Source organism: Arthrobacter sp. zg-Y844, from assembly GCF_024385465.1.
Classification (GTDB): Bacteria; Actinomycetota; Actinomycetes; order Actinomycetales; family Micrococcaceae; genus Arthrobacter_B.
Genome location: NZ_JANFLS010000004.1, coordinates 57,947 through 73,714, shown reverse-complemented (window position 1 = coordinate 73,714; position 15,768 = coordinate 57,947). Strand labels below are relative to the sequence as shown.

The window sequence follows — 15,768 nt, the reverse complement described above, 5'->3', positions numbered from 1 at the left end:
CAATTCCTCCGCATACGCAAATTACGCAACACGACGGAAACAACCCGGTGGCAGAATCGGCGCATGTTCCTCACTCCCGCTGATAAGGACAAGCTGCTGCTTAGCGTTGCCGGCATGGTGGCACGGGACCGCCGCGAACGCGGCATCCGGCTCAACTACCCCGAGGCCGTGGCCCTGCTTTCCTGCTGGGTGATGGAACGGGCACGCGAGGGCGGGCTGGTCGCCGACCTGATGAGCGAGGGACGCTCGGTCCTGCGCCGCGACGAAGTGTTGGAAGGGGTGCCGGAAATGATTCCGGATCTGCAGATTGAAGCCACGTTTCCTGACGGCCGAAAGCTGGTCACTATTACGGACCCGATCTCATGAACCTGGTGCCGGGTGAGATCCGTACCGCGCAGGGAGACGTAGAGATCAATGCCGGACGTGAAACCCGCAGCCTGGTGGTGACCAACGACGGCGACCGTCCGGTCCAGATCGGCTCCCACTTCCATTTCGCGGACGTGAATCCGGTGCTGCGCTTCGACCGGGATGCCGCCGTCGGCTTCCGGCTGGAAGTCCCGGCGGGTACGGCCGTCCGCTTCGAACCCGGTGCCTCCCGCGAGGTCACCCTCGTCCGGTTGGCGGGCACCGGCACCGTTCCCGGCCTTCAACTCCGGGGTACCGCGCAGGAAGGGGCCTGAACATGCGGATCAGCAGGCACGAATACGCCCACCTGTACGGCCCCACCACGGGCGATTCGATCCGGCTGGGCGATACCGATCTCTGGATCAGCCCGGAACAGGATTACACCTTCGGCGGGGACGAATCCGTCTTCGGCGGCGGCAAGAACATCCGCGAGTCCATGGCCCAGTCCACCCGGACCTCCGCCGAGGGCGCTCCGGACCTGGTGATCACCAACGTCGTCATCGTGGACCACTGGGGCATTGTGCGCGCCGACGTCGGGGTCCGGAACGGCCGGATAACGGGCATCGGGAAGTCGGGCAACCCGGACATCATGGACCGAATCGATCCGGCGCTGGTCATCGGCCCCGGAACCGAGATCATTTCCGGCGAGCGCCGGATCCTCACGGCCGGCGGTATCGACACCCACGTCCATCTGCTGGGCACGGACGCCCTGCGGGAAGCGCTTGCCTCCGGCATCACGACCGTGGGCGGCGGCGGCACCGGACCGGCCGAAGGATCCAAGGCGACGACGGTGACCCCGGGCGCCTGGAACCTGCAGGTGATGCACCGGGCACTGGACCACCTCCCGCTGAACTTCCTGCTGTACGGCAAGGGAAACACCGTCAGCCAGGCCTCGCTGGAAGAGCAGGCCCTGGCCGGAGCCGCGGGCTACAAGGTCCACGAGGACTGGGGCTCGACGCCGGCCGCCATCGATGCCGCGCTGACCGCCGCGGAGCGGTGGGGCGTCCAGGTGGCCCTGCACGCGGATTCCCTGAACGAGGCCGGCTATGTGCAGAACACGCTGGAGGCGATCAACGGCCGCGGCATCCATGTGTTCCACGCCGAGGGTGCCGGCGGCGGGCACGCTCCGGACATCATCACAGTGGCTGCCGCCGCGAACGTGCTGCCGGCGTCGACCAACCCGACCCTCCCCTTCACGGTCAACACCGTGGCGGAGCACCTGGACATGCTGATGGTCTGCCATCACCTGAATCCCCGGATCCCCGAGGACCTGGCATTTGCCGAGTCCCGGATCCGGGCCAACACCATGATGGCCGAGGACGTCCTCCAGGACCTCGGCGCCATGTCCATTACCTCCTCCGACGCCCAGGCCATGGGACGCATCGGCGAAACGATCACCCGCACGTGGCAGGTGGCGCACGTGATGAAGGAGTACATGGGCGCCACGCACTCACAGCTTCCGGCCGACAACGAGCGGGTGCGCCGTTACATTGCCAAATACACCATCTGTCCGGCCGTGGCGCACGGCATCGACCACGAGGTCGGATCCGTCGAGATCGGCAAAATGGCGGACCTGGTGCTGTGGGATCCGGCGTTCTTCGGCATCCGCCCCACCCTGGTGATCAAGGGCGGAGCCATTGTGGCTGGCCAGATGGGTGACCCCAATGCCACCCTGCCCACGCCCCAGCCCGTCTGGATGCGGGAAGCACTGGCGGGAACCGCGTCGTCGGCACCGCATCTGTCCACCTCCTTCGTGGCGCCGGCCGCGCTCGACGACGGATTGGCGGACCGCCTCGGGCTGACCCGCACACTGACCGCCATCCGCTCCACCCGGGACGTCACCAAGGCGTCGCTGCCGAACAACACGGCGCTGCCGGATATCCAGGTGAACCCGGAAACCTTTATGGTCAGCATCGACGGGCAGGTCATTGAACCGGCCCCCGCGTCCGAGCTGCCCCTGACCCAGCGCTACTCGCTGTTCTAGTGGAAGCGATGCTGCCAGCTCCCGACGTCGGTGTTGCGGCTTTCCTGCTGGCCGATTCGCGGTTGCCCTCCGGGGCGTACTCACATTCGGCGGGCCTGGAGCCTGCGGTCCTGGCCGGCCTTGGGGTCGACGGCGTGTATCCCTACCTGCTCGCCCGGCTGCACACAGTGGTCCGGGTGGAAACCGCCGCCGCGGTGCTGGCGCACCGGTCCGCCTGCGGCGCAGCGGGCATCAGCTTTGCCCGGATCGAAGCTGCCCTCGACGCGCGGACGCCCTCCGCTGCGCAGCGGGAAGCCTCGCGCCGTCTGGGCCGGGGCATGCTGCGACTGGCCGGGAAGCTGAGACCGGACTCTCCCGCCGTCGTCGAGCTGCAGCGGACCGTCCCGCGGCCCACCCGGCCCGTGGCCCTGGGCGTGACTGCCGCTGCGCTCGGCGTCGGCGAGCTGCAGCTCGCCCGGCTCTGCTGCTACGACGATGCGCAGTCGGTGGTGGCAGCTGCCCTGAAGCTGCTGCCCATCGATCCGATGGATGCCACCGCCTGGATCCTGGACGCCGCCGGAGAGATCGACGCTGTCGCCGTGGAGTCGCTGCTCATTGGCGGCTTAGACGATATTCCCGCCCTCAGCGCCCCGTTGATGGAGCACTGGGCCGAAGACCACACCACTAGAACAAGGAGACTATTCGTTGCCTGACAATTCGTTCCCCGCTGCTGCCCCGTCCACCCGTTCACTGCGCCTGGGAGTTGCCGGTCCGGTCGGTACCGGCAAGAGCTCGCTGATTGCCACGATCTGCCGGTCCATGGCCGGCGAGCTGCAGATCGGCGTGATCACCAACGACATCTACACGGATGAGGATGCCCGGTTCCTGCGCTCCGCGGGTGTGCTTCCGGAGGAGCGTATCCGCGCAGTGGAAACCGGTGCCTGCCCGCACACGGCCATCCGCGATGACGTGACCACCAACCTGCTCGCCGTGGAGGACCTGGAGTCCGACTTCGCGCCGCTGGACCTCGTCCTGGTCGAAAGCGGCGGCGACAACCTCACAGCCACCTTCTCCCCTGCCTTGGTGGACGCACAGATCTTTGTGCTGGACGTTGCCGGCGGCGGCGACGTCGCGCGGAAGGGCGGACCGGGTATTGCCCGTGCCGATCTGCTGGTGATCAACAAGATAGACCTGGCTCCGTACGTGGAAGTGGACGTGGAACAAATGGTGGCGGACGCCGTCGAGGCACGGGACGGCGCTCCGGTGCTGGCCCTTTCCCGCAAACAGCAGGACACCGTAGACGAACTCTGCGCCTGGGTCCGCGGGCTGGTGGCACTGCACCGATCCGGGCAGCATACGCCGCAGGACCCCGGACCCATGGCGCCGCATTTCCATGCGGACGAAGACGGCGGGTTTGTCCACGCGCACGGGGATGAAGACACTGTCCACCAGCACTGAGCGGGTGCCTTCTTCCGCACCGTCCGGCGCGCACCCCGCCGGGCAGCGGCCTACCCGTATCGCGGTGGAACCCTCCGGGGAGGGAGCACGTTTCGCGCTCCTGGATCAGGGGCATTATCTGGCGCCCCGTCCGGTTGCCGGGGGTTCCGGCGGTTCCGGGGGCTCCGGGGCACGGCAGCTGCGGGTGGCACTGATCGGCATCCACATGATGCTGCTCGGCGGAGACGACGTCCGGATTGAGGTGGCTGTGGGTCCGGGTGTCACCTTGGAAGTGGTCGAGCCGGCCGGCATGGTGGCCTACGACGCCGAAGGCAAGCAGGCCCGCTGGACGCTCGAGGCGGTGCTGGACGAGGGCGCGGTGCTGATCTGGGAGGGAGCACCGTTTGTGGCTGCCGCCGGATCCAACGTGCTGCGTGAAACCCGTGTGAAGCTGGGCGTCGGCGCCCGGGTGTTGCTCCGCGAAACGCTGGTCCTTGGCCGCTCCGGAGAGGAGGCCGGGCCGCTGCGGAGCATCACCCGGTTGACCGGCCCGAACGGGGACTACCTGTACGAAGACCTTGACCTGCGCGGCACCCGGCAACGCGCCGTCGGCGTCCTCGGCACCGCCAAGGTGCTGTCCAGTGCGACGGCGGCCGGTTGGCGGCCGCAGTCCCTGCATCCGAACGGCGCCGGGCCGGTCGGCGGCCCCAGGCCCGGTAACGGCGCCGGGCGGGGTGACGGCAGTGCACGGCGCCTGGATTTAGCGGCGGAGGGAGCAGTGATCCGGGCGCTTTCGGATACGGCACATGAAGCCGCACGGGAAACCGACCCCGTCTACCGGTCGTGGAAGGACCAGCTGCGCGGTGAGGCCCCTGCCTGATCCGGTGCACCTGTTCGTGGCAGAATCTGCGTATGTTCACGGACCGATACCCCATCCGCCAGGTTCGGGAGCACCCCTTGGAACCCCTGGACCGGCAGAAGTGGCCTGCAACCCTCCCGCCGGTGGCGCAGCTGCTGAAGGCGGGCCTTGACCTTGCCCAGGCCACAGTCTTGGTGGGCGAAAACGGGTCCGGCAAGTCCACGCTGATCGAATCGGTGGCACTGGCATTTGGCCTCTCCCCCGAAGGCGGTTCCACCGGTGCCCGCCACACCACCCGCAGCACCGAATCAGAGCTCAGCCGCCACCTGCAGCTGGTCCGTAATCCCGGCGGGACGAAGCGGGGCTACTTCCTGCGGGCCGAGACCATGCACGGTTTCTTCACCTACTTGGAGGAGAACCCCTCCACATCCCGTCTGGATGTGGAGTTCCATTCCCTCTCGCACGGGGAATCCTTCCTGGCGCTGGCGGAGGACAGGTTCCGCGGCCCGGGGCTGTGGGTGCTGGACGAGCCCGAATCCGCGTTGTCCTTCTCCGGCTGCCTGGCACTGCTGGGTGTCCTGAAGGACAAACTTGCGGACGGCAAGTCGCAGGTCCTGCTCTCCACCCACTCGCCGCTGCTCGCTGCGCTTCCGGGAGCCCGGATCCTCGAGCTGGGTCCATGGGGATTCCGGGAGCGTCAGTGGGACGAACTCGATCTGGTGACCTATTGGAAGAGTTTCCTCAACGGTCCGGAACGCTACCTGCGGCGGATCTAGCGGGCCGGCTCCACTAAGCCGCTGCCGGTGCGGCGGACTCAGCCCTTCTCTGCCGCAGCCAGCCGCTCCCCCGAGACCCGCCAAAATGCGTAGGCAATTCCCCAGACGCCAACAAACAGACCCACCACTGAGAAGCCGAGATACTCCAGGTTCAGGTTCCCCAGCCACGCGACGGGGCCCGATTCCAGCGCCAGTGTCTCGGTGAACAGTCCGCCAAGCACCCATGCGCCGACGCCGAAGGCAGCCAGCACCGAAACGGCTGTAATGACCAGGTTGTAGAACAGCTTCCGTTTTGGAGAGTCGAAGGCCCACCGGTACACCCGGCTCATGAGGATCCCGTCCAGCGAATCGAAAAGGACCATGCCCGCGGTGAACAGCAGCGGCAGCACCATCACCGCCTGCCACGGCAGGACGACGACGGCGCCGCCCGCCACCACAAACAGGCCGATGGTGGTGGCGGTGTCCAGCCCGAGCCCGAACAGGAACCCGAGTGGATACAGCTTCCAGGCCTTATCCACGCGGCGTGCCACCGGAGCCAGCATCCGGGCAACCAATCCGCGCTGATCCAGCGTCCGCTCCAGCTCGACCTCGTTGTATCTCCCGTCCCGTAGTTTCCGGTACGCCCGGACAATGCCGCGCAGTGCCAGCAGGTTGATGGCCCCGATTGCCAGCAGGAAGGTGCCGGAAACAGCCGGCCCCCACACCCCGGAAAACTGTCGAAGCACCGAGGCATCGTCGGTGAGCTGCCCGGCGACTGCGTCAACGCCGGCCGCGAGCAGTCCGACGGCGAGCAGCACAACGGTTGAATGGCCCAGGGCAAACCAGAACCCGGTCGAGACCGGCGGGTCGCCACCGGCAGCCAGTTTCCGGCTCGTGTTATCGATCGCCGCGATATGGTCCGCATCGAATGCATGCCGCACGCCCAGCAGGTAGGCGGTCAAGGCAAGTCCGGCGCCGAACCCTGATCCGGCGGCCGTGCTGTATCCGTGCGGTGCGACCGCCAGCAGGAAACCGCCCCACCCCAGCAGGTGCAGCGCGAGGACGGCGAGCCCCATCCACGCCAGTGTCCGACGACGGCGGGGGTCGTGCGGGGCGGCTGGACCAGACAGGGCAATGGGACGGGAGGGTGCAGTCATGGGCCGATCGTAGGGAACGTAGATTTCCGCGACGTAACAGCGGGGTCGGAATATTTGGCAGCCTCCTCGGTTATGCCTTTATGAGCACACTGGAGAGCACACCTCGTATTCGGACCATCGGTTTTGTCGGCAGCGGGAACATCGGTTCACAGTTGGCGCGGCTCGCCGTGAAGCAGGGGTACGACGTCGTCCTCAGTAACTCGCGGGACCCCGAGACCCTCCAGGCACTCATCATGGAATTGGGCGGGCATGCCCGCGCAGCCACCCCGGCCGAAGCCGCGAAAGCCTCAGACGTAGTGGTGGTGAGCATCCCGTTGAAGAACTACGCGGATGTGCCGGTGGAGGAACTGCGCGGCAAGACCGTCATCGACACCATGAACTACTACCCCCAGCGGGACGGGAACATCGCCGAGCTCGACGACGAGTCCCTCACCACCAGCGAACTCCTGCAGAACCACCTGCCCGATTCGCACGTGGTGAAGGCGTTCAACAACATCGCGGCCGATCACTTGACCAGCCAGGCTACCCCCGCCGGAACGCCGAACCGCCGCGCGCTGCCGATTGCCGGCAACGACGCGGCGTCCAAAGAACTGGTGACGTCCCTGATTCGCGAATTCGGGTTCGACGTCGTCAACGCCGGTCCGCTGGCCGAAGGCTGGCGCTGGCAGCGCGACACACCTGCCTATGTGAAGGCGCTGGATACCAAGGGGCTGGAACAAGCCCTTGCCAATGCCGTCCGCTACGCAGACATGCCGTAGCGGACGACGCTACGGGATCAGCACCAGGCGGATCGGGTTGCCTTCCTTCGCGTCGAGCGCCTTGACCGCCTGCTCGGCGTCGGCCAGCGGGATGCGCGCACTGACGGACTTGGCGAAATCGAGCCGGCCCAGCCGGGCCAGAGACACCAGCTGCGGCACGTGGTGCGCGTCCGAGCCGTAATGGCCGCGGATCTGCTTGCGTGCGAAGGAGAAACCGGTGCTGTCATTGATGGTCATCGGCTTGCCGGACAGACCCACGAGCACGAGGCGTCCGCTCCGGCCCAGGCAGTTGATGGCCTGGGTCCGGACGGCGTCAACACCGGCGAAGTCCAGGGCGACGTCGAGCCCCTGTCCGGCGGTGGCGGCCTTCATCGCGTCCGAGAAGTCCTCCGCCATCGGATCAAGCGCCAGATCGGCACCGAATTCCAGGGCACGCTCCCGGGCCTCGGGGATGGGATCAACGGCAATGATGGGCGCGGCACCAATCAGGCGCAGCAGCTGGACACCGTGCGCACCGAGCCCGCCGATGCCCCAGACGCCCACTGCTTCACCGGCGCGCACTTCAGCAGTGGAGGCAATGGCAGCCCAAGGAGTGGACACGGCGTCGGGAATGATGGACGCCTGGTCGAAGGGAATGTCATCACCCAGCGGCACCAGCACACCGGCGGGAACCACGAGGTACTCGGCCCAGCCGCCGTCGTAGTCAACGCCCATCGTGAGCGTGACGCCGTTGTATTCGTACCCGGCCTGCACCACCACCCGGTCGCCGGGAGCAACGGAGGTGACACCTGCACCGGGAAGGTCCACGGTGCCGGCCACCTCGTGGCCGAGGGTGACCTCGTTGCCCTGGAGGAACTGCGGACGCAGCAGGCCCTGGATCAGGTGGACGTCGGACAGGCACACGCCCGCGGCTCCGACCTTGATGCGCACGAAGCCCGGGCCAGGATCGGGAATCGGAACTTCCTGCATGGCGAAGGTGCCGGTCTCTACGTTGAGCCGTCCTGCAATCATGGTGCCGTTAGACATGGAAAACCTCTTCTGAGCTGAGAACTGCGGGAGCAGACGCGGCCGCAGTTCTCATTATCTGCCGGTGCCGCCAATGCGCAAAAAGGCGGCACCCGCTACCGGATGCCGCCCTCCTGCCCGCAGGATGACTGCTCAGGCCTGCAGGATCACCTTCAACGCGTTCGTTTCCGCGGCCCGGGAGAAGGTGTCGTAAGCCGTGAGGATGTCGCCCAGCGAATAGCGGTGGCTGATGAACTCCTCGGCCGGCAGCTTCCCTTCGGCAATCAGCTTCAGGAGCATGGACAGGGTATTCGTGTTGACCAGGCCCATGCTGATGTTGATGTTCTCGATCCACAGCCGGTCCAGCTCCAGGCTCACGGGCGTCCCGTGCACCCCCACGTTGGCCACGTTGCCGCCGGGCCGGACGATACTGGTGCACATCTCGAACGTGGCAGGGATACCGACGGCCTCCACCGCGACGTCCACGCCCCAGCCATCCGTCAGGTCCATGATCTGTTCCCGCCAGTTCTTATCCCCGGAGTTCACTCCGTGGGTGGCACCGAATTTTCGGGCCTGCTCCACCCGGTTGGCGTCCAGGTCCACGGCGATGATTTTCGCGGCACCGTACAGTCCCGAGGTCGCAATCACGGCCAGCCCCACGGGGCCGGCGCCGATCACTGCGACGACGTCGCCCGGCTGGACCTGCCCGTACTGCACGCCCATTTCAAACCCGGTGGGGAAGATGTCGCTGAGCAGGACACCGTGCTCCTGGGAGACGTTTTCCGGCAGCCGGTACATGGACGTGTCCGCATACGGCACACGGATGTACTCGGCCTGCGTCCCGTCGATCAGGTGTCCGAAGATCCACCCAATGCCGGGCTGCCCTTCCTCTCCGGTGCAGTGCGAGTAGAGCCCCTCCTTGCAGAAACTGCAGGAACCATCCGCCGAGACGCAGGACAGGATTACTTTGTCCCCGGTCTTGAAGGCGTTCACCCCGGAGCCCGTCTCCGTGACGGTGCCGACACCCTCATGGCCTAGGATCCTGCCCGGCGTAACTGCCGGTACGTCGCCCTTGAGGATATGCAGGTCGGTGCCGCAGATGGTGGTGGTATCTATCTTGACGATGGCATCGCGCGGGTCTTGGATCTGGGGGTCGGGAACGTCCTTCCAGGACTTCTGGCCGGGGCCTTCATAAACGAGTGCTTTCATAGTGTCCTCGCCTGCTCATCCGACTTACGTGCAGGACCTCTGATGCGCCTGCATTTCGGGAGCTTCCCTGAGCGTGCCTTTTTCGGGGCCGCCGTCGGATGCTTTCAAGCCTAGGTCCCGCCCGTGGCTGTCCGGAAGAAGCGGCGGGCTATCGTCCCTCCACATAGAGCCATTGACCCCGTTCACGGACAAAGCTGCTTCGTTCCTGCTGCGTACCGCGCTGACCGTCCTGCCGGTAATGGGCACGGAATTCAACCGTGCCGGTGTTGTCCAGGGGACCTCCGCCGGAGGTGGAAAGGATATCCAGGCGCCGCCATTCGATCCCGGTGTCCAGTTCGAGGTTCGCGGGGCGGTGGTCCGGATGCCACGTGGCCAGCAGGTAGGGAACGTTTCCGGTGGCGAAGGCACTGTACCGCGAGCGCATCAGCGCCTCCGCGGTGGGGGCGGTGGCGCCTCCGGAGTGGAAGCGCCCGCAGCAGTTCCCGTAGGTTTCCCCGCTAAGGCACGGGCAGCGGCTTTCCTCGGTGACAGGGGTGGACGGGACGGGTGTAGAGGTACTCATCGCTCCAGTATCCCGCGCCGGTGCGTTACGGCCCGAAGTTGTCCTGCAGCCGCTCCAGGTTCTGCCCGATCTCCCCCGGGATGACGCCTCCGTCCGGCAGCGCCCCCACGCGCCCGAGCATCAGGACCACCGCCGCCGTCAGCACGGCCATCACCAGGACGGCAAGCAGGGCTCGTCCGGCGAAGGACTGCCGCGGTTCGACGAGCACCTGTACACGCGGCGTCGGCTCGGACAACGGCTTTGCGGCTACCGTCCCTACGGTGGGCGGGACACTCGGCGGAGACGTGATCTGCCCGGACAGGGCCGGCAGGTCCATGGGCGGGGGAACCGAAGGCAGGGGCGCCGAGGGATGCCCGCCCAGGGCCTGGCCGCCATCGGTCCCGTCCGCTTCCCTTGGGGTAACGACGACGCCGGCTCCCCCGGCGGCGTCGTCGGCTTTCACGGAGGCAACATCCGCCTGCGTTGCCGGTCCGCTCCACGGGTCCCAGTCCGGTTCGGCGGGAGCCCGGTCTGCGGGAGCCGGCGGACCTGCTGGTCCACCCGGGCCCGAGGCCAGCTGCGGTACCCGTCCCGGCTGCACCGTCCCTTCCGCCCAGCGGTAGTCCAACAGGGTCGCGGACACTTCAGCGGCCGTCGGCCTCAGGTCCGGGTCCCGGCTGGTCATGGCGGAAAGCAGGCCGCGCCAATGGCTTTCCAGGGACTCTGGAATCGCGGGGTCGCGGCTGAGGCGGGCGACCGCCGCCTCGATAGCGCTGCCGTTAAACTCCACCCTTCCCGTGACGGACTCAAGCAACACCAGGCCAAGGGAGTAAATGTCGCTTGCTGCCTCTGCCCCGAGTCCGGACGCCTGTTCCGGGCTGAGGTAGTTGGCGGTGCCGAGGGTGGCACCGGCAGCAGTGATCCGTGCGCCGCCCAGTATCCGGGCGATACCGAAATCCGTCAGCTTGGCCCGCGGCGATGTCCCCGCGACAGCCGGCGGCAGAAGGATGTTTGCCGGCTTGACGTCACGGTGAACCACACCCCTGTCATGGATATAGGCCAGGGCTCCCGCCAGCTCGGCCCCGATGGAGGGGACATCCGCAGACAGGACGGCACCCTCGCGCAGGCGCTTGCGCAGGTCCGGACCGTCCACCAGCTCCATGACCAGATACGTCCGCGGCTCCCCCGCTTTGCCGTTCCCGTCCCCGGGGCCGGCGTCGTCCTTGCCCGCATCGAACAAGGTGACCAGGCCCGGATGCGAAAGTGAAGCGAGGAGGCGCATCTCGTTTTCCTGGCGCCCGATGTCGTCCGGAGCCACGGCACTGGCGCGGAAGAGCTTCACCGCAATGTCGCGGCCGAGCGCTTCATCCTGGCCTCGATAGACGGTGGCCATGCCCCCGCGTCCAATTGGTTCGATGAGTCGGTATCGGCCTGCGATGAGCCTGTCGAGGCCACCTGTTGCGCTGGTTTCCATCCTGCAACCTTCTCTCGCCGCTAATAGCGTAGCTGAGCAGAATCGCTGCGTAGATGGCCCGTAAGCACTTTTCTTTTACTCTGTTTTACCCCTCGTGGAAGCCCGCCTGCTGCGCTAAACTAGCCCGCCGCGAAAGGTCCGCGGCGGGCCGGCCTGCGGGAGCTCTTCCGGAAGTTTCCGTGCCGCTACAGCGCCTTGGCGATGTTGTCCCACAGCTGCTGGATGCCCAGCGCAATGAACAGCAGCGCCGTGAAACCGAGGGCGAGGTTGGTATGGAGCTTGTTGGCCCATTGCTTGGGGATGCGGCGGCCGTTGAGCAGGCCGAGCAGGGTCACCGCAAGGAAGGGCATAAACAGCGAACCCAGTACGCCGTAGACCAGGATCAGGCCGATGGGTTGTCCGAGCTGGAACAGGATCATCGGCGGGAAGGTCAGCCAGAGGACGTAGAAGCGGAAGTACTTTCCGCCGATACGGGTGTCGGGGTGGCCGGATTCCTTGCCTCGGATGTTCCCCCAGAAATCGGCGAACATCAGCGAGACGCCGTTCCACACCCCGATGATCGAGGAGAAGGAGGCGGCCCAGAACCCGATCAGGAATCCGGTGCCAACTACGTCTCCGTATTCCAGCTTCAGCACGTCGTACAGATCCAGCAGGCCTTCGTCGCCGCTGGAAAGGGAAACTCCTGCGGAACGGACCACTTCCGCGCCGACAATGAGCATCGCCACCACGAAAAGGCCCGTCATCACGTACGCCATGGAATTGTCGATGCGCATGACCCGCATCCATTTGGGGGTGTACCAGCCTTTTTCCCGCAGCCAATACCCGTACGCGGCCAAGGTGATGGTTCCGCCCACACCGCCGGCCAATGCCAGTGTGTAGAACACTCCGCCCTCGGGGATCATCGGAATCAGTCCGGCGAACATCGCCGGAATATTCGGCACGGCAATCACGGCCAGCCCCACCACCGTGACGAACATCAGCCCCACCAGCACGGCGGTGATTTTCTCGAAGGTGGCGTATCTGCCGAACCACACCATAACGAAACCGGCCAGGCCCATCAGGACCGCCCACGCCGTCAGCGGGAGGGCGGGGAAAACCGCGGCCAACGGCAACGCAGCGGAGGACATGGCGGTGGCTCCGTAGATGAAGCCCCAGATCATGATGTAGGGGCCGAAATACCAGGTGGTCCATTTACCCAGGGACCGCCAGCCCTCGAAGATGGTCAGACCGGTTGCAAGGGTGAAGCGTCCGGCACCCTCCACCAGGATGATTTTCAGGACGACGCCGAGGATCACCGCCCAGAGCAGCGCGTACCCGTAGCGGGATCCGGCAACGAGGGTGGCCACCATGTCGGCGGCGCCGACGCCGGTAGCCGCCACCACGAGCCCGGGGCCGACCAGCTTCCATTTGGCGGGTGCACCGCCGTCGTCGTCCACTGCATCGGAGTGGTTTACGGGCCTCTTGGGAGGGGTATCAGCCGACATGCCTGGTTCCTAACCTTGGGGTGCGCGTGTGGCCGGAGCTTACCCCATGGTGCACGCCGCTCCGAGCCCGGTTAGCTTCGCATCCAGGCTGGGGCACACGGCATTCGGCGGGTCATCCTGCGTTAGATTGCTCACGCGTCCCGGCCCGCCCGCGAGGGCCGGCAATGGACGGCCAGCGAAAGAATCCGGCGGGCAAAACAAAAGCAGGACGGGAATTAATCCCGTCCTGCTCCTGATTCAAGCCGGCCCGTGAAACGGACCTAATGTCTTATTAGACAGCCTGGATGTTAACCGCCTGCGGACCCTTGGGGCCCTGCTCGGTGTCGAAAGTGACCTTCTGGTTCTCTTCGAGAGACCGGTAGCCACTGGAGTTGATAGCGGAGTAGTGGGCGAAAACATCGGCGCTGCCGTCATCGGGCTCGATGAATCCGAAGCCCTTTTCAGCGTTGAACCATTTCACGGTACCTGTTGCCATTTTTAATCATCCTTCTGAACGAAACCTGCCCCGACCTTCGGGGAGTTTCACGCTGCCGTGCCTTCCATGCAAAATACAGAAAAAGCGGCTGGCCCTAGATCTGGGTTTCGCCGCTTGAACGTACAAATTGCACAACACTGCAACAACAAAAGTATACCGCGCACCCCGTGGAGAGTCACCCCTCCGCAAGCACCTAGGCTTGAAGTATGGACTCCCCGATCGAGAACTACCTACGCAGGATCCACGCCGAGATAGCCGGATTGAAAGACGGCACCCCGTACCGCGGCATACCGGCCATGGCCAATGTGAACCCGGATTGCTTCGGGATTGCCCTCGCCACCGCCGACGGCTTTGTCTATGAGGTTGGGGATACCCGCGAAGAGTTCAGCATCCAGTCCATCTCCAAGCCCTTCACCTACGCCCTGGCCCTCGCAGACCTGGGCATGGAAGCGGTCGACGAGAAGGTGGACGTGGAACCGTCCGGGGACTCCTTCAACGAAATCTCCCTGGCCGAAGGTACCGGCCGCCCGGCCAACGCGATGATCAATGCCGGCGCCCTGACCGCCACCTCCCTGGTCAAAGGATCCGGCGGCAGGTCCCGGTTCAAGCGCATCCTGGATACCTACTCGGCCTTCGCCGGCCGTGACCTCGACGTGAGCCAGCGGATTTACGCCTCCGAGCTGAGGTCCGGCCACCGCAACACCGCGCTGGCCTATCTGCTGCGCTCCTTCGGAATCATCGAGTCCGATCCCGCCCCGATTATCAAGGACTACTTCCGGCAGTGCTCGGTCATGGTCAACGCCCGCGACCTGGCCCTGATGGCCGCCACTCTGGCCAACAGCGGCCGCCACCCCCTCTCCGGAGAAGAAGTCCTGGACCTGGCCTCGGTGGAACGCGTCCTTTCGGTGATGACCACCTGCGGCATGTACGACGACGCAGGATCCTGGATCAGCAGCGTAGGCATGCCCGCAAAGTCCGGCGTGGCCGGCGGCATCCTTGCCGTCCTGCCCGGTCAAGTAGGCCTGGCCGTCTATTCCCCTCCCCTGGACGCCCACGGCAACAGCGTGCGAGGGGTGGCGGTCAGCCAGCGGCTCTCCCACGACCTCGGCCTCCACTTTGTCCGGGCTGCACGGACCGGCCGCTCCGCCATCCGCGCCATCTACGACATCACCTCCACTCCTTCCGGCATCCGCCGGACGGACGAAGCTGCGGAGATCCTGGCCGAGCACGGCCATCGGGTCCAGGTGATCGAGCTCAACGGCGACCTGCTCTTCGCCGGGGCCGAGTCCATGGTGCGGGCCCTTACCGAGCTGCCCGACGACGTCGAACTCGTCATTGCCGATCTGCGCAGCGTGGACGAAGTGTCCGACGTCGCTATCCGGCTGATTGCCGAGGCGGAAGACATGCTCCGCCGTGCCGGGCGCGAGCTGGCCCTGGTGGATGTCGAGGGGTCGGTTACGGCCGCACTGCAGGAACTGGACCGGAAGACGGAATCCTTCACCATGCGTTCCGCGGCCATCGAGTGGTGCGAAAACAGGCTGCTGGAAGGCTACGGCACCGAGCTTGTCCTGCCGGACAGCATCGATCCAGCAGACTCCCCGGCGCTCAGCCCGCTGGACCCCGAAGAAGCGCAGCTGCTGCAGCAAATGATGGAGGACCGGGCGTACGACGACGGCGACGTGGTCCGGCGCGTAGGCCAGCGCTTCGGGGGTGTCTTCTTCATCGTTTCCGGGCACATCACCACGTCCATGCCCGGTCCGGACGGCAGCAGGGTCAAACTCGCCACGCTGGGTCCGGGCATGACCTTCGGTGAAATGGCGATGGGTGAGGACAAACGCCAGGAAACCACCGTCAAGGCGGCGGGACCGGTGAAGGTCAAGGTGCTGACCGCCGACTCGATCGACGAGCTGGCTGAAAAGGATCCGGTGCTGAGCATGAACCTGTGGAAGGCCCTGACCCAGGACGCGTACAGCCGGGTTGAACAGTACCTGCGCGAGGCAGCCGTCCGGATTCACGACTGAGGGCGCTGCGGCGGGCCTCCGCAGCCTCCTGCTCCGGCGCTGCGGCGGCTCCTGCTCCGGCACCCGGAACGGCGGCAACGAAATTCCTCGCTCGCAGGGCTCGCAGGAATATTAAAGCCGCCTAACCCGGGCGCCTGCACGGTATGTCGGGCCCGCACTTTCCAGCTGTCCGGACCCCCTGCGCTTTGTCCGGATCCCTGCAGTTTGTGCCAATCCCTGCGCCGC

General features: G+C 66.0%; 16 protein-coding genes. 9 read left to right on the top strand and 7 right to left on the bottom strand.

Features of this window, described 5'->3' with window-relative positions:
• Positions 1-63 precede the first annotated feature (63 nt).
• Genes NNX35_RS12795 through NNX35_RS12765 form a run of 7 tightly spaced genes read left to right on the top strand, consistent with a single transcriptional unit; the run spans position 64 to position 5,440 of the window.
• Positions 64-366, top strand: a complete 303-nt coding sequence (locus NNX35_RS12795; RefSeq protein WP_255766901.1) for an urease subunit gamma — start codon at positions 64-66, stop codon at positions 364-366.
• Positions 363-680 carry an urease subunit beta gene (locus NNX35_RS12790; RefSeq protein ID WP_304659956.1) on the top strand — a complete coding sequence of 106 codons (318 nt, stop codon included), beginning with the start codon at positions 363-365 and terminating at the stop codon, positions 678-680. The genes NNX35_RS12795 and NNX35_RS12790 overlap by 4 nt, the downstream gene beginning before the upstream one ends.
• Positions 681-682: 2 nt before the next feature.
• A complete protein-coding gene (locus NNX35_RS12785; RefSeq protein ID WP_255766900.1) occupies positions 683-2,389 on the top strand; it encodes an urease subunit alpha in 1,707 nt (568 codons plus the stop codon).
• Between the two features lie 8 nt (positions 2,390-2,397).
• Positions 2,398-3,081 (top strand): urease accessory protein UreF, encoded by a 684-nt coding sequence (locus tag NNX35_RS12780; RefSeq protein WP_255766899.1) that lies wholly within the window; start codon positions 2,398-2,400, stop codon positions 3,079-3,081.
• Complete coding sequence (gene ureG, locus NNX35_RS12775; protein WP_255863513.1) at positions 3,074-3,826, top strand: urease accessory protein UreG; 753 nt, start codon at positions 3,074-3,076, stop codon at positions 3,824-3,826. The genes NNX35_RS12780 and ureG overlap by 8 nt, the downstream gene beginning before the upstream one ends.
• Before the next feature lie 4 nt (positions 3,827-3,830).
• Positions 3,831-4,685 (top strand): urease accessory protein UreD, encoded by an 855-nt coding sequence (locus NNX35_RS12770; RefSeq protein WP_255867969.1) that lies wholly within the window; start codon positions 3,831-3,833, stop codon positions 4,683-4,685.
• A 32-nt stretch (positions 4,686-4,717) separates the two neighbouring features.
• Positions 4,718-5,440 (top strand): ATP-binding cassette domain-containing protein, encoded by a 723-nt coding sequence (locus tag NNX35_RS12765; RefSeq protein ID WP_255766896.1) that lies wholly within the window; start codon positions 4,718-4,720, stop codon positions 5,438-5,440.
• 38 nt (positions 5,441-5,478) lie between these two features.
• Here NNX35_RS12765 and NNX35_RS12760 read toward each other — a convergent pair whose 3' ends face one another.
• Positions 5,479-6,576: a HoxN/HupN/NixA family nickel/cobalt transporter gene (locus tag NNX35_RS12760; RefSeq protein WP_255766895.1), complete on the bottom strand. Its 1,098-nt coding sequence runs from the start codon at positions 6,574-6,576 to the stop codon at positions 5,479-5,481.
• A gap of 107 nt (positions 6,577-6,683) precedes the next feature.
• On the opposite strand from NNX35_RS12760, the gene NNX35_RS12755 reads away from it, so the two are divergent.
• Complete coding sequence (locus NNX35_RS12755; RefSeq protein ID WP_255767252.1) at positions 6,684-7,334, top strand: NADPH-dependent F420 reductase; 651 nt, start codon at positions 6,684-6,686, stop codon at positions 7,332-7,334.
• Positions 7,335-7,343: 9 nt separating this feature from the next.
• On the opposite strand, the gene NNX35_RS12750 is transcribed toward NNX35_RS12755, so the two are convergent.
• From NNX35_RS12750 to NNX35_RS12725, 6 genes are all read right to left on the bottom strand, one after another.
• Complete coding sequence (locus tag NNX35_RS12750) at positions 7,344-8,360, bottom strand: zinc-binding dehydrogenase (protein WP_255766894.1); 1,017 nt, start codon at positions 8,358-8,360, stop codon at positions 7,344-7,346.
• A 132-nt stretch (positions 8,361-8,492) separates the two neighbouring features.
• Positions 8,493-9,548, bottom strand: a complete 1,056-nt coding sequence (locus tag NNX35_RS12745) for a zinc-dependent alcohol dehydrogenase family protein (RefSeq protein WP_255766893.1) — start codon at positions 9,546-9,548, stop codon at positions 8,493-8,495.
• A 148-nt stretch (positions 9,549-9,696) separates the two neighbouring features.
• Complete coding sequence (locus NNX35_RS12740; RefSeq protein ID WP_255766892.1) at positions 9,697-10,110, bottom strand: YchJ family protein; 414 nt, start codon at positions 10,108-10,110, stop codon at positions 9,697-9,699.
• A gap of 25 nt (positions 10,111-10,135) precedes the next feature.
• Complete coding sequence (locus tag NNX35_RS12735; protein WP_255766891.1) at positions 10,136-11,563, bottom strand: serine/threonine-protein kinase; 1,428 nt, start codon at positions 11,561-11,563, stop codon at positions 10,136-10,138.
• 185 nt (positions 11,564-11,748) lie between these two features.
• The gene (locus NNX35_RS12730; RefSeq protein ID WP_255766890.1) at positions 11,749-13,047 is read right to left on the bottom strand and encodes an Nramp family divalent metal transporter; all 1,299 of its coding nucleotides are present in this window, start codon (positions 13,045-13,047) and stop codon (positions 11,749-11,751) included.
• 271 nt (positions 13,048-13,318) lie between these two features.
• Positions 13,319-13,522 (bottom strand): cold-shock protein, encoded by a 204-nt coding sequence (locus tag NNX35_RS12725; protein WP_146362590.1) that lies wholly within the window; start codon positions 13,520-13,522, stop codon positions 13,319-13,321.
• Positions 13,523-13,728: 206 nt separating this feature from the next.
• Between NNX35_RS12725 and glsA the strand changes: the two genes are divergently transcribed.
• Entirely contained in the window at positions 13,729-15,543 is a 1,815-nt protein-coding gene (glsA, locus tag NNX35_RS12720; protein ID WP_255766889.1) for a glutaminase A, read from the top strand.
• The last annotated feature ends 225 nt before the right edge of the window (positions 15,544-15,768 follow it).